The organism is Sphingomonas sp. IW22, assembly GCF_041321155.1.
GTDB lineage: Bacteria > Pseudomonadota > Alphaproteobacteria > Sphingomonadales > Sphingomonadaceae > Sphingomonas.
The window spans coordinates 21,305-34,542 of record NZ_JBGGWB010000009.1 but is presented as its reverse complement, the minus strand read 5'-3'; the positions used below and the strand labels follow the sequence as shown (position 1 = coordinate 34,542).

Here is a 13,238-nt window from a genome sequence, read left to right as displayed (position 1 = left end):
GGTCGGGAAGCTGGTTCCGCACTTAACACCGGGCGACCGTGAAGTTCGTTCAGAACCTTGACGACCCGCAACGTCAACGCACCCACGCGCGCCGCGGCTCGCAAGCGCGGTCTTGCCGCGCCCTTGTAAGCATTGCGGCAAGAGGCCGCCTTCCCCTCTGTCGTGCGCGGACCGGTCGAGGCAGCCCAAGGTTTCGTATTACGTATCCGCTCTGCCTGCGCAGCCCGGCGTTCTGGCGTCCATGCGCTACTTGTACCCACGACAAATCCTATTCAGTTCGTTTGGCCGAATAGTATTCTTTCGCCCCCCTGTTCAAGTTCCCTGCACGGTCGTTTCAGCCATTCCGCATTCGGACGATGTAGCGGTGGCCATCCAGTCCCCGTCTGATGCTAAGATACGGCTCTACTAACTCACACGAAGGCCCGAAGATGGCGCGACATCGCTGATGGCAATGCATCCCCGGTATGATCTTCGACCGCGCCAGCGTTCCCGGAACGGCGTAAAGGCACTCGATCTGGCAGCGCGGCCCACCCGCGACGATATGATGATCGACTTGATACGTATGCGGGTAACGGGCTGGATATCGGCCACCAGCCGCGACGCTGTACACGACCTGTTTCGACGCTACCGAGCGGCGCTCACCTCACGTGAGGACCAAAACCGTGCATGGTCGGCAATCTCAGATAAACCGTCAGAATATTACAGGACGACGTTCCGGCCCGGTGCCAACTGGCTCATGAACGAGACCTTCCTCGACGCGCGGCAAGATGCTGATCGCGTTAAGGTGTCGCTCAGCATCAGCATTAATCCGACCCGTATCCTCCATCATCCATTGGTCGCGCTTCCAGACCAAATGGCGCGAGAGGAACTGCTCGCGATGGTACCGCAAGCCTTCTTTGCAGCGGCAGCAATCGAACAAGGTGACATGGCGCTAGGTGGCGCCGATAACGCTGTACCCCGGCCTATCGAGGCTCAGGAAAAGCTGGGTCCAGCGTTCGCCGACGCTTTCATCGAAATCGTCGAAGTCCAGCTACGTCGTTGGGTGTTGGATGCAATCGGGCCGGTGTCGGCGGGGTTTGTTCATTGGCAGGAGGAAACCCGTCTCATCGCTCGGTCGGAGGCTATGGCATTGAGGCTCGACTGGGCCAATCTCATTGTTCTGTACGCGGAAGCGAACTTCGAGCGACGGCACTCATCAGCGGAAGCGCTGATGGAACGTCTCGCTCATACTGTTCCTCAAGCCCACAGTGAGACCGGCTTGCGGCGATACGGTGAGACAGAACTTGGCGGTCGTCGTCTCGGCTCAGCCGTAGTCGGCTTTGCACGCACGAAGACGGTTCATCAGATATACTACGCCAAGTACCGGGATCGCGTGCGAGCGGAAACCCGATACCTGTCGGCGGTGCGCAACGCCGTCCGTGCAACGCGTTGCAAAACAGAGCACCCGCTCGCGGACCTGCTCGGACAAGTACGGGACGACGCTGTTCGCAGAGCCGGCAGTAGGTGGGCGGTCTTCTGCGCGATGTGTGAGGAGCCGAGACGAGCCACATTGCATGAGGTAGCCGGTATGGTCTCGCTGGTGGCCGACTGCGCCCAAGCGGCTGGCGTCGCCTTCATGCCAGTATTCTCGGCATTGCTGACCTCCGGCGGCATCGACGAGACCGGCGAGAACGGCCCCGCCCCCCGCCGGCTGATGGATCGTTTAGAGCGCGCTGGCCTCATTTCTCGGCAGAACCTGAATATTCGTCTCCGTGCCGGAGAACAGCGTCGCCACGCGCTCACGGGTGACTGGTTGGAGATCGTCCAAAGGATGAAGGCAGCGTTCGATGAGCCGGACCCACAAACAAATGACGCATAGGGGTTAGCGGCGGGCGGCGGCGGGGAATTGCAGCAGCGGCTGGGAGGGGCTGAGCGCGGGGGTGCGCCCACGATTAAGCGCCTCTGCGCTCAGGCCCGTACAGCGGCGGTTGCAATTCCCCGCCGCCGCCCGCCGCTAACCCCTATTCTATTCCGGCAGTTCAGGGAGGCTTTGGACGTCAACCAAGACTTTCCGCCTTCCGATTTTATCTGGAGGTGAAACGATTCCCCCGGCCTCCAACTGCTCAATCAGTTCGGCAGCTTCAATATATTCAATTCGAAATTGTCGCTGGAGCCAACTGGGAGACGCGTTTGCGTTCCCCACAACAAGATGGGCGGTCAGCAGATAGAGGTCAGCCAATGCTTCGTCGTTTATATGGGAGGTGCGCGGATTTTTTCTTTCCTGACCCAGCGAACTTTTCGGCTCGGTTGCGCGCGAAACCGAAGACGGAACGCCCCTACCAGATCGTAAAAACATTTTGGAATATGATACGCCGGACCCCGGAATACCGACCGTCCCTCTGACACCATTCTTGCTGATGTTCGCGGTAGCCCCCTGAACTCCCAAGCTGGTTGAGATGCCGCTCTTGCTTAGATTAAGCCGCAATCCGGGCACCACGCTGAGCACCTGCCGGAACCTGAAACCCATGTGAAACTCTCCCGAACATGCGGCCACCGTCGCAGCGGGCTTCACGATCCGATGTACATTCACCGAAAACGGGCCGCGCGCAGCCGATAGTCTACAGAGTTGGTAGGCTCGAACCAATAGTAATGTAGCCTATGAGATGTCGCTCGAAAGGCGACATTATGATCCATCCTCGCCGATGGACATCAGAGTGCGATTTGGCCGTAACGTGCGTGCGCTACGCGACGCCGCCGACCTTTCGCAGGACGAGTTTGCGGACAGGGTAGGCGTCCATAGAACCTACATGAGCGGCATCGAGCGCGGCGTCCGCGCACCGACAATCATCGTCGTAGAAAAGATTGCACGGACCTTGGGCGTCGATCCCGGCGCCCTATTCGCCAGCGACCTCAATCTGGAAAGGCATCGGGCTAAATAGGTAGGCAAGATTGTGCGCTACTGACTGCCTGCAAGTTGCGTAAGAGCCGCCGGTCAGCAGTGAGTGAGCGGTGCCGCCCTCGGGATAGGTGAGGTCGTAAGGTCGATATAAGGACGCCGGATCAGGGGTGAGGTTCTGGAACCATCCATTCCGATCCAGCGGTGCGATAAACTCGCGCCAATAGTAAGGTCGCCGAAAGCGGATATGGATCGCATAGTGGCAGCGGCGACAGATGGGATAGGCCGTCAGCGGCTTCCTGTAGTCTTCATTATGATAACCAAGCCCCGAAGGCACCCTGCCGCACATGGAGCAGATGCTCGCCGGGAGGACGGTACCCTCGCGCAGCGCGCGCCGGAGCAAGTTGGCGCCCTTGGTCCGGTCGGCTGGCGAGAAGCCATTATACCAGTTCCCGCTCATGCTCGGACACCCGGCTTGCTGTCGGCCAATATTCGATAAACCGAGGCCCGGGAGATCGAGAGCTTCGCCGCTATTGCCTTTGCGCCGGTACCAGCATCCGACAGGGCGAACACATCCTTGGCCTTCGCCCGCGCGGTTGGCACCCTCCCCTTGTAGCGGCCCTCCGCCTTTGCCTTCTCAATCCCCTCCCGCTGCCGGGTCAGCATCAGCTCACGCTCGAATTGGGCGAGCGCGCCGAACATGGTCAGCATCAACCTGCCGGAAGGCGACTTCGTATCCACCGATGTTCCGCCGAAATCTAAGATGCGAAGGGATACGCCCTTCACCTCAAGCCGCGCGATGATGGCAAGCAGGTCCGCCGTGGATCGAGCAAGCCGATCCAGCCGCGTCACGGCCAAGGTGTCGCCCTCGCGCACGAAATCTAGCGCAGCTTCGAGCTGCGTCCGGACCGCAACCGAAGATACCTGTTCGAAAAAGACCTTTTCGTTGCAACCCGTTGCACCGAGTTCTCGAAGCTGGGCCTGTAAGCCGGCGGTCTGCTCGGTCGTGCTGGTTCGCGCGTAGCCGATAAGCATTTGATGTCCCTGCGTTTATTGCACGAACACCATAGCCGAGCGCTGGCATCTGCCAACGCTTAGGTATCTGATTAACAGGTGCTATTTTGAACCATCTGCCGACTAGGGGGTCGTATTCTCCTATGGCCCTAGACCTAACGAGAACACGTCTCATTTCGGCTACACGGACCCGTGTGAGGCGGATTGTCCCCAAACCTCGTCGTCTCAAGAGGGCAAGGCCGTATGAGAAATAATGCGGTAGGCTCGCCCGGCACGTTCGGTGTGTGCATTGCTGCTCTACGTCCCCCCTCACGCTTTGCGAAATCAGCGCGGCGGTCGAGGATGGTAGTATGAAGCCTGCCGAAGCAGGGCATAAAGTGCCGAGCGAGCCCGATTAACAGATAACATGATCAGTAAACCGCGCTCAACTCCTTTTTACGGATCATGCGGAGCAAATTGGGATCGCTCCAATTGACGAACCAAGGCTTGCCCTCAAATTCAATCACAGACGCTTCGGCATCCGCAATCGGGAGGCTCGGCAAGTCTACGGATTTCCGCAGTTTGTTAAATAGCTTAGCCCGATCTACTCGCGGTAGATATGGGCAGGACAGAACGTCTAGAGCCAAATGCGCGGCGTGTCCTTCCGTTCTGATCCGCCCCTTTCCATTTAACAAAACCAAAACCCTTGCGAACAGATCAGCTCGAAGTGTTGCAAAAGCGGGATCATCCTTCACGCAGAAAAGGTAGCAAACAATCTCAAAATACATGAGCGAGCCAGTCTCACTGCAAAACTCAGAAATCGCCTGCTGAGCTACGGTCTCCGCTCTTCCGACTTCACCAAGGACGAGCAGTAAGTTGAGTGCCTCCAACGGAACGCAATCGTTATCACGATGCCGTAGCGCGCCACGCAGGCTTTTGATAAACTCAAATGTCCAGCGCACAAGTTGCTCTGCTAGATAGGGAACTCTATCTTTGATTTCTTTTTTAAAGAACTCGAAGGAACGTATTGCGGCTTGAGCGACCTTCAAAGATGAGGGGACGGTTGGATGCACGTTATAGAAAAAATAGATCGCCTCGAGCAAAACGCTGACAGCTTCAATATATTGATCGTTTGATGTGTCATCTCGCTTCATACCAAAGCTGTAACCATCGATAACCGAACCAACCCTTTTTGCGAGACCGGCAATTAGATAATTCGCGACATCCTGATATCCTGCTTTCTGATCATAGCAACTCGATTTAACCGTATCAAAAAATGATCGAAGAAGAGCCTGAGATCGCCGCACCCGTTTCGGATAAATAAAGCTAACTCCGCCCTCAACATCAGCCGCGAGGAACTTATCACAGAAAGCATTTAAGGCGGCGCTTGCATCTCGTATTAGACGAGATTTCTGAGTAATAAACGGCCTTGGAACAGAATAGGTTTTCTCGTCATTCAAGTGTAAATTAAAGTTAGATAGCGCCAGTCTTACCGCCGCAAATACCTTCTGCGCGGCGCCTTCGTCCTCGGCAAATATATAGTAGTCATCGACATAGCGCTTTATTTCGTAGTTCTTTCGGTAGAGAACTGGAGGGTCGGCACTTTCCAAGATGTTGATAACCCGACGATCCGCCTCGCTCAGAATGAGCTCAGCAAAAAGCCTACTCACCTCCGGACCCACACAAATACCGTTGGTTTCATTGAAGTTAGATGACTGCATTAGCCTATCAAAGGCGTTGGCAAAGCCCGCCGCCGAGGTATTATCCTTGGCAGTGTACACGTCTGCGGTCGCCCAAAATAACGTGTGAGTATAGATGCTATTGAAGCATTTTGCGATATCCGCAAAATACATCACGTTATATTTCTTCTCCAACCTAAGATATTCGTACGAATTAAAAAACTTATACGCCCTGTCATAACCTTCGTAAGAAAAGTAAGATGCTGGATTTGATACCGAGTTTTCAATATCCGTCGTATCTATCCCTGCCCCTTTCAGGGAGTTCTTGTCGGACTGTATACCCTTTACAAAAAATAGGCTTCCCACCTTCTTTGGGGAGCGAATGGAAATCGGAGATTTTCGGCAGTAGTATGCTATGAGATGCGAATATTTACTGTAGAACTCCGCTATCTGAAGCTGTGTTCCCGGGTGAATAAGGCTTAATCTGCGAGGCGCACCGGTCGCACGCATTATATTATATCTGTACGGCAGCGTATAACTCTTGATCGGACTGAGTATCCTCTCAATCAATTCCCGGCCTGCAACGTTTAATCCACGCTCCTTGGCATTTAGGTAAAAGCCATCGTTTGAGACTATGAGTGGGATATCTCCCGGCTGAGTATCTGTCACAAGCACGCGCGCGTAATCACTACGGTGAATATTGCCGCGAGCTACGACCCTCTTATACATAGTGCCAGCACGCCGTCAGTTTCGCCAAACGAGCGGACTTGAACGAGAAAAATCGCCGATCCCCGTGCCCCCCTTTGAAGCTCAGTCGTAACAGTTCGAGCCGCTGGGCCGAGCTAACCACCGGGTACAACTTATTTTTGGGGGCGGGTGCCAAAATTGCAGCTCTAGCAAATTTATCCAGAGCTAAAAGAGCATGCGATCCGGAACTGATAAGCGAGTAGTTAAAATAAATGCCGGACGACCTTATAGCCCCAGAGTTTTTATCTACAAAATTAAAGTTACTAGTCAAAACTCTAAACCTATCGCGCAAGTCTATAAAATTTGCGTCACCTCTATAGGTAATCAGCGCTTTGGCCATTCTCGTTTTTATCTTTTTGACTTTAGAAGGTGCGATATCCAAAATCACGCCTCTTTTAATTTTGCTGTCTGAGGTATCTCGGTATGCCTTCGTGACGGAAAAGCTATAGCCGAGGAAGTTAAAGCTGCCCTCAATCACCTTCGTGTTCCCCTTCTTATAGGGAGCAAACGCAAAGTCTTTCGATTTTGCGTTAAATTGGAGACCGGACGGCAGCAGGTCACTTGCTAGGGCAGTAAATTCTTTGGCATCTTCGGAGCCATCGGTAATTATCAGAATGTCGTCTACGAAACGCGAGTAGTACCATACGCCTAGATTATTAGACATGGCGGCATCAAATGGGCGAAGAAGATACTCCGCGAGCGTCGCGCTGATTGCCAATCCTCGAGGCAGACCACTGACACCCTGCGCTTCAAGCTCCGCAAAAAGCGACCCAAGGGCGCGAACCGACTGGCCAGAGAAAGCTAGATCATGCGACAGGGCCAGGAGGATATTCTGAGCCTTCACGCTCTCGTAAAACGATTTCACATCGTACTTGTACACGCGGAAAGCGGTGCCCTCTGAAACCAGCGAGGCAATACAATTGATGATAAACTGCCGGTCATCTTGCTTCACGCCTGTCACACGCCGAATGTTGTTTGTCACATGTCTTAGGACCAGATTGTGTGACAAACCATCAACCTGAAATACGTCTTTGCCACGCAGTTTTGACCTGTTCAGCGTGACAGGAGCTAAGCCATTTGCACCGAGTGACACAGCCTGCTCGATCACGTTTTGCAACGCGACGGGATTAAAGAGCGTGGGGTTATCGGCAAAATCACGCGACTGAAAATGACGGGCTATTGTCCGGGCATGGATCGTCGGATCAAACATTCATTCCCCCCGAGAGATCGTAGCCCTCCTGCGCGGTATAAAACACAGCCGCGTTTCAACTGAAAGCCGACAGGCGGATTTTTCGCTAACGCGAGTGCTGATGTTGTATTGCGATTAAGCAAATCGCCGGATCGTCGCGCCACAGAGCGAGCGGCGTGAGGCCGGTGCCAGCCGCCCGCTGATGCCGCATCAGACGCCCGTCGCATAGATCAAGGCCGGCTGAAGGTCAGCGCCATCTCAACGCTGCAACGCGTTGCACAGCGCCAGCTTATCAATCCGCTAACCGCGAGTGGCCGAAGAGGTGTCCGAGCTCGACCGAATAGGCAACTCGTTCGAGGTATGGCCGCAGCACGTCCGCACTCAGTCCTGTCCCGTAGCGACGACCGATTTTCTTCGAACGCGCCCAGCCACAAAGCTCGTCCTTGTGCTGCTCGGTTACATCAGCCTCGTCAAGCGCAGCCTTGAAGGTATGGCGCAACGAATGAAATGTCAGTTTGGAGCGACGGTCCCCAAGCTCGAAGTGCTTCAAATCGCTTTTGAACCGCTTCGAGAATACAGGGCTCTCCGCGTCGTACTTGTCCCGAGGCACTTCCGGGAACAGCAATGCGGAAGGGTCAACGCGCCGCCTCTCGATCCACGACAGAAAACCAATCTGCTGAAGCACCGGATGCACAGGCACCTCCCGCTGTGCGTTCTCATTCTTTAGCTTCATGTCGGGCGTCAGCACCATGAAGTGAGTTCCGGCTTCTGACACCCGGAAATGCCCCGGCGTGAGCTGCAATATCTCTCCCGCCCGCAAGCCACCAAACAGTGAGATGAGCGGCGCCCAATACCGGCTTCGACGCACGATGTTCGGCCCCGGACGGGCAAAGCCGTTCTGGTCATCACGGCAGCCGGTGTAGATCGGTCGCGTCAAAATGCGACGCAGCTCACTGGTCTCGAACGGGAGCTTAGCCATCGAGCCATCAGGCTTCGCTGCCAAGGGCTTCAAGTCGTCCGCGTAGTCCTTTTCGATGTAATCCTGCTTGGCCGCCCAAGCGACGAACCGCCGTAGCATCGCAAGATATTTCTCGTGCGTCTCCCACTGGAGGACTGGATCGGAAGCCTCGCGCCCCGCCGCAAGTTCGCGAATAGTCGAACCCTCGACGAGGGATTTGCCGAAGTTCGGCGGCAACAAGGCGAACGTGTCCCGAAGATCGACGCATTGCTGTCGCCGGACTGATCTCATGGCAGTCTGAGGATCAAAGAAGGCCACAATATGCGCGACCTCTCGCCGGTATCGATCTTGGGTCTTTTCTGCACGAGACCGCTGGAGAAGCTCGGCAAGGAACTGTTCCCCCGCCTCCCCCACAGTCACGCCGGTATCACTACCCAAAGCGACTGAGGGGCTACCGATGGCTGTCGTTGTATACGTTAACTGGAACAGCACATCGTCGATTTGATCGGAAAAAACTCCGTCGAAGCGCGCCTGCTCAATCTTGCCGATCTGGAGCATGGCTCGACGCAGATACTCCCTAAGCAGAAGGCTGGCGCGACTGTCATAGGGAGAACGACGGCCTTCCTCCGTCAGAAGCGCAATCTCCACAGCTAGAGCCGGATGCTCCACATCTCCATCGGCAGGCAGAAAGGCTAACTCACCAATGCGATGCGCCAGCTCTTCCCGGAGGCGAGCAGCCTCATGTTGGTCGAACGATTGGGCAAACAGTGGAGCTATATCGAGCTCAACCAGCTCGCGCTGGAAATATGCTCGCGCGATGCGCCCTGCGTCATCAATCGTGAGCAAAGGAAGGTGTGGAGCGTCCGGACGTTTGCGCCTGTGCGTCGAGGAAACAATCCCGCTTGAAGCCGGAATAATCGCGTCGCGGAACCGAGCAGCGATGATCTCGCGTGCCTCTGGTAGCTTCGCCAGCGCCAACCGATAGTCCGCAGTCCCAAGCGACACAATCTCATGGGTCCGGAGGCCGGGACGCATCATGTGCGAGGGCCGCCTCTGGCGGAAATGCCAGTAGCTACTGCCACTGCGCTTCATCAGACCTTGAGGTTTCGGCAACTCTTCCACGCCCGTTGTGTAACACCTTTGCGTCACAGCGAGCTGGAAAAATGCGGTCCCATCAGAGATTTGACGCTATTTGGCCAATCTCGGGTGGAATGGTGGAGCCGAGGGGGATCGAACCCCTGACCTTCGCAATGCCATTGCGACGCTCTCCCAGCTGAGCTACGGCCCCATCGTTCCGGGAAGGCGGCCCTTAAAGGGGCCTTTTGACTTTGGCAAGCGACCTTTTCAAAAAAAGGCCGCTACCCGTAAAAGGGTGCGGCCCGGCAACGTCGCCGGGCCGCGACCGCATCAATTCTCGTCGTCCTCGTCGGCGGTCTTGACGCCCAGATCGTCGTCGCCGCCCAGATCGACATCGTCGTCGGCGGGGGTGTCATCGTCCTCGGTGTCGATGTCCAGATCGTCACCCAGATCCGAATCGGCTTCCTTGTCCTTCGTCGGCTCCGCCTTTGCCGCTTCGAACGGCAACGGCTGCTTGGACTTGAGGATCGGTTCCGGCTCCCATGCATAACCGCAGTTGATGCAGGTGACGGGTTCGTCCTTCTGAAGGTCGTAGAAGCGGGTTCCGCATTTCGGGCACGAGCGCTTCGTGCCCCATTCCGGCTTGACCATGCCGCGTGTCGCCTTTCGGATGGGATGAGGATTTCGGGCCTTATCAGGGCCAACGAATTGGCGGGCGCCTTGCCATAGTGCAAGCCCCCTGTCAAAAGCCCGCGCCCATGCACGCCAACGCAACGCCCCGCCCGCTGTCGATCGCCGCCGCCGGACCACTGACCGGCGAAGTGACCGTGCCCGGCGATAAATCGATCAGCCACCGATCTTTGATGTTCGCAGGGCTTGCCGTCGGCGAAAGCCGTATCCGCGGTCTGCTGGAGGGCGAAGACGTGCTGGCCACCGCCGCCGCGATGCGGGCGATGGGGGCACAGATCGAACGCCGTGCGGACGGCGAGTGGCGCGTTGCCGGCGTGGGCGTCGGCGGGCTGCTGCAACCCGGCACCGCGCTGGAAATGGGCAATTCGGGCACCTCGACCCGGTTGCTGATGGGACTGGTCGCCAGCCATGCGATCACCGCCACCTTCACCGGCGATGCCAGCCTGTCGCGCCGTCCCATGGGCCGCGTTACCGAACCGCTGTCGCGCATGGGGGCGAGCTTTACCGCCAGCCCCGGCGACCGCCTGCCGCTGACGATGCAGGGCCTGTGCCCGGCCGTGCCGATCGAGTACCGGCTGCCCGTCGCGTCGGCACAGGTGAAGTCGGCAGTACTGCTGGCGGGGCTGAACACGCCCGGCATCACCCGCGTCATCGAACCCGTTCCCACCCGCGACCATAGCGAGCGGATGCTGCGCGGCTTTGGCGCCGAACTGACGGTGGAGGGCGAGGTCATCTCGATCCGCGGTGAGGCGGAACTCCGGCCACAGGATATCGACGTGCCGGGCGACCCCTCCTCCGCCGGGTTCTGGATGGTTGCGGCGTCGATCGTGCCGGGATCCGACGTGCTGATCCGCAACGTGTTGATGAACCCGACGCGCACCGGCCTGATGACCGCGCTTCGCATGATGGGCGCGTCGATCGAGGCGCTGGACGAGCGCGATGTGGGCGGGGAAACCGTGGCGGACCTGCGCGTGCGCCATGCGCCGCTGTCGGCGATCGAGGTGCCCGCCGATCTGGCCCCTAGCATGATCGACGAATATCCAGTGCTGTTCGTCGCCGCTGCGTTCGCCCGTGGCCGCACGGTCGCGCGCGGGGCGCATGAGCTGCGCGTCAAGGAATCCGATCGCATCGCCGCCATGGCCGCCGCGCTGACGCTGGCGGGCGTTTCGGTCGAGGAGCATGAGGACGGCCTGTCGATCGACGGACGCGATGGGGAGCCGCTGGCAGGCACCGGCGATGGGCGCGTCGCATCGCTGCTCGATCACCGCATCGCCATGAGCATGGCGGTGGCGGGCATGCATTCGAAGCGCCCGGTCGTAATCGACGATGCCGCACCCATCGCCACCAGCTATCCCGATTTCGTCACCACGGCCGCCCGGCTGGGTGCCGCACCCGACTGGATCGACGCGTGATCATCGCGGTCGACGGTCCCGCCGCATCGGGCAAGGGCACCATCGCACGTGCGCTGGCGCGCCACTACGGGCTGCCGCATCTGGACACGGGCCTGCTGTACCGTGCGGTCGCAGCGCGCGTACTGGCGGAGGAACTGGACCCCACACGCGAAGCCGATGTCGTGGCGATGTGTGATTTCGACGAATCACTGCTCGAATCAGCGGAGCTTCGCACCGATCATGTCGGCAGGACCGCATCGGTCGTATCCGCCCATCCGCTGGTGCGCGCGGCCCTGCTCCAGCGGCAGAAGCGTTTTGCCCAGCAGCCGGGCGGCGCGGTGCTGGACGGACGCGACATCGGCACGGTCATCACACCCGATGCCGAGGTCAAATTGTTCGTGAAGGCGACGCCGATGATCCGCGCCCGCCGCCGCTATGACGAACTGCAGCGGCACGGCGTCGAGACGACCTTCGACCGGGTATTGGCGGACATCCGCGCCCGCGATGACCGTGACAGCCGCCGCAGCGAAGCCCCCCTGCGTCAGGCCGCCGACGCGGCGTTGCTCGACACCAGCTTCCTGTCGATCGAAGCGGCAGTGCAAAAGGCGATTGCGCTGGTGGAAGCACGACGGGGTGCGGCCGGCTGAGGCCGTAGCGTTGTAAACCGACAGCCGTGATGAGTGGAAAGCGGACGAGGTCGACGATCAGTCTAGCATCCAAGCTCGTGGCCTGATCCAGCACAGCCTCACGTTCGACTTGATCTCGACAGTTTGGACATGATCCCGGGAACAGGGCGACTGCCACCCTGTTCCCGGAACCTCTTTTTCACATCGATTGCAGCATTTCCATGTGATGCTGGACGACCGGCGCGATCGTGGCGGCAGCGCGCTTCAACGCGGGTTTGTCGCCGCTGCGCGCAAAGCCGGAATGCAGGGCCAAAGCCTGCTGATGCGCGGTCCTTTGCTGTTGAACATACATGCGATCACGAGCCGCGCCGGATGCGGTCCGAAGGTCTGCAACCATCTTGGCCTGGGCAGGCTCGAGCTTGGGTGCCGGCAGCGTCACACGATCACTAGCCGCCGCAGCCTTTACGTCGGCCGTGCTCTTCGTGTGATCCTTCAGCATCATGTTCGCAAACTGCCTGATCTTTGCGTCTTTCGTCGATTCAAGGACAAGCTGACTGGATTGCTTTTCGTACAGATCGCTGGCGCCGGCCTTTTCGACAAAGGTGTTAGCCGATGTCGCGGGTGCGGAAGCGCTGGGTGTCATTTGGGCGACCGCTAAGCCGGGAACCGCCAAAGCCAACGCGAGATAGCATTTCGCATTGATCATCATTTCGTGATTTCCTCTGCATCATCCGCTGGCCCGAGCGGCCGAGCGCCAGCAGTAAACTATTGCAGAAGCTCGAGGTTTCCATTGCTTTAGATTACACTGAGTTGGGTAGAGAATGGGTCGAAATACCCGTCAGCCTTAAATCGTTCTTTTCCTACGCCTAACAATACTCACTTTTTGCCGCTGGTTTCAGGTCGCTTGAGAGCCTCGCTCCGCCAGACGCGGACATTCTGCTATCGTCCCAATTCCGGCCGAAGAGGAGCGAACGAACGTCCGCTATTGGAAGGCGACGAGCCCGCATGAACAT

The 13,238-nt window shown here is 57.8% G+C and carries 12 protein-coding genes and 1 tRNA gene; 4 read left to right on the top strand and 9 right to left on the bottom strand.

Annotated features, from left to right (window positions below):
* Positions 1-445 precede the first annotated feature (445 nt).
* The gene (locus ACAX61_RS18215) at positions 446-1,858 is read left to right on the top strand and encodes a hypothetical protein (protein WP_370716079.1); all 1,413 of its coding nucleotides are present in this window, start codon (positions 446-448) and stop codon (positions 1,856-1,858) included.
* A 147-nt stretch (positions 1,859-2,005) separates the two neighbouring features.
* On the opposite strand, the gene ACAX61_RS18210 is transcribed toward ACAX61_RS18215, so the two are convergent.
* Positions 2,006-2,506, bottom strand: coding sequence for a DUF4236 domain-containing protein (locus ACAX61_RS18210; RefSeq protein ID WP_370716077.1), 501 nt, complete (start codon positions 2,504-2,506; stop codon positions 2,006-2,008).
* A gap of 136 nt (positions 2,507-2,642) precedes the next feature.
* On the opposite strand from ACAX61_RS18210, the gene ACAX61_RS18205 reads away from it, so the two are divergent.
* On the top strand, positions 2,643-2,918 hold the full coding sequence (locus ACAX61_RS18205; RefSeq protein WP_370716076.1) for a helix-turn-helix domain-containing protein: 276 nt from the start codon (positions 2,643-2,645) through the stop codon (positions 2,916-2,918).
* Here the strand turns inward: ACAX61_RS18205 and ACAX61_RS18200 are convergent.
* The 7 genes from ACAX61_RS18200 to ACAX61_RS18170 form a co-directional block, all read right to left on the bottom strand.
* Positions 2,874-3,335 (bottom strand): hypothetical protein, encoded by a 462-nt coding sequence (locus ACAX61_RS18200; protein WP_370716112.1) that lies wholly within the window; start codon positions 3,333-3,335, stop codon positions 2,874-2,876. The two genes, ACAX61_RS18205 and ACAX61_RS18200, sit on opposite strands and share 45 nt — an antisense overlap.
* Positions 3,332-3,910: a recombinase family protein gene (locus tag ACAX61_RS18195; protein ID WP_370716075.1), complete on the bottom strand. Its 579-nt coding sequence runs from the start codon at positions 3,908-3,910 to the stop codon at positions 3,332-3,334. Before ACAX61_RS18195 ends, ACAX61_RS18200 begins: the two co-directional genes overlap by 4 nt.
* A 389-nt stretch (positions 3,911-4,299) precedes the next feature.
* On the bottom strand, positions 4,300-6,276 hold the full coding sequence (gene drt3b / locus ACAX61_RS18190) for an antiviral reverse transcriptase Drt3b (RefSeq protein WP_370716073.1): 1,977 nt from the start codon (positions 6,274-6,276) through the stop codon (positions 4,300-4,302).
* Positions 6,269-7,504, bottom strand: coding sequence for an antiviral reverse transcriptase Drt3a (gene drt3a / locus ACAX61_RS18185; protein WP_370716071.1), 1,236 nt, complete (start codon positions 7,502-7,504; stop codon positions 6,269-6,271). Before drt3a ends, drt3b begins: the two co-directional genes overlap by 8 nt.
* Before the next feature lie 271 nt (positions 7,505-7,775).
* Positions 7,776-9,479 (bottom strand): site-specific integrase, encoded by a 1,704-nt coding sequence (locus ACAX61_RS18180; protein WP_370716070.1) that lies wholly within the window; start codon positions 9,477-9,479, stop codon positions 7,776-7,778.
* Between the two features lie 174 nt (positions 9,480-9,653).
* A tRNA-Ala gene (locus tag ACAX61_RS18175) sits at positions 9,654-9,729 on the bottom strand.
* A gap of 119 nt (positions 9,730-9,848) precedes the next feature.
* Positions 9,849-10,169 carry a TIGR02300 family protein gene (locus ACAX61_RS18170; protein WP_370716069.1) on the bottom strand — a complete coding sequence of 107 codons (321 nt, stop codon included), beginning with the start codon at positions 10,167-10,169 and terminating at the stop codon, positions 9,849-9,851.
* A gap of 107 nt (positions 10,170-10,276) precedes the next feature.
* Here ACAX61_RS18170 and aroA point away from each other — a divergent pair, with 107 nt between their 5' ends.
* A complete protein-coding gene (gene aroA, locus ACAX61_RS18165) occupies positions 10,277-11,620 on the top strand; it encodes a 3-phosphoshikimate 1-carboxyvinyltransferase (protein ID WP_370716068.1) in 1,344 nt (447 codons plus the stop codon).
* Complete coding sequence (cmk, locus tag ACAX61_RS18160; RefSeq protein WP_370716067.1) at positions 11,617-12,246, top strand: (d)CMP kinase; 630 nt, start codon at positions 11,617-11,619, stop codon at positions 12,244-12,246. The genes aroA and cmk overlap by 4 nt, the downstream gene beginning before the upstream one ends.
* Before the next feature lie 178 nt (positions 12,247-12,424).
* Here cmk and ACAX61_RS18155 read toward each other — a convergent pair whose 3' ends face one another.
* Entirely contained in the window at positions 12,425-12,934 is a 510-nt protein-coding gene (locus tag ACAX61_RS18155; protein WP_370716066.1) for a DUF4142 domain-containing protein, read from the bottom strand.
* Positions 12,935-13,238: the final 304 nt, after the last annotated feature.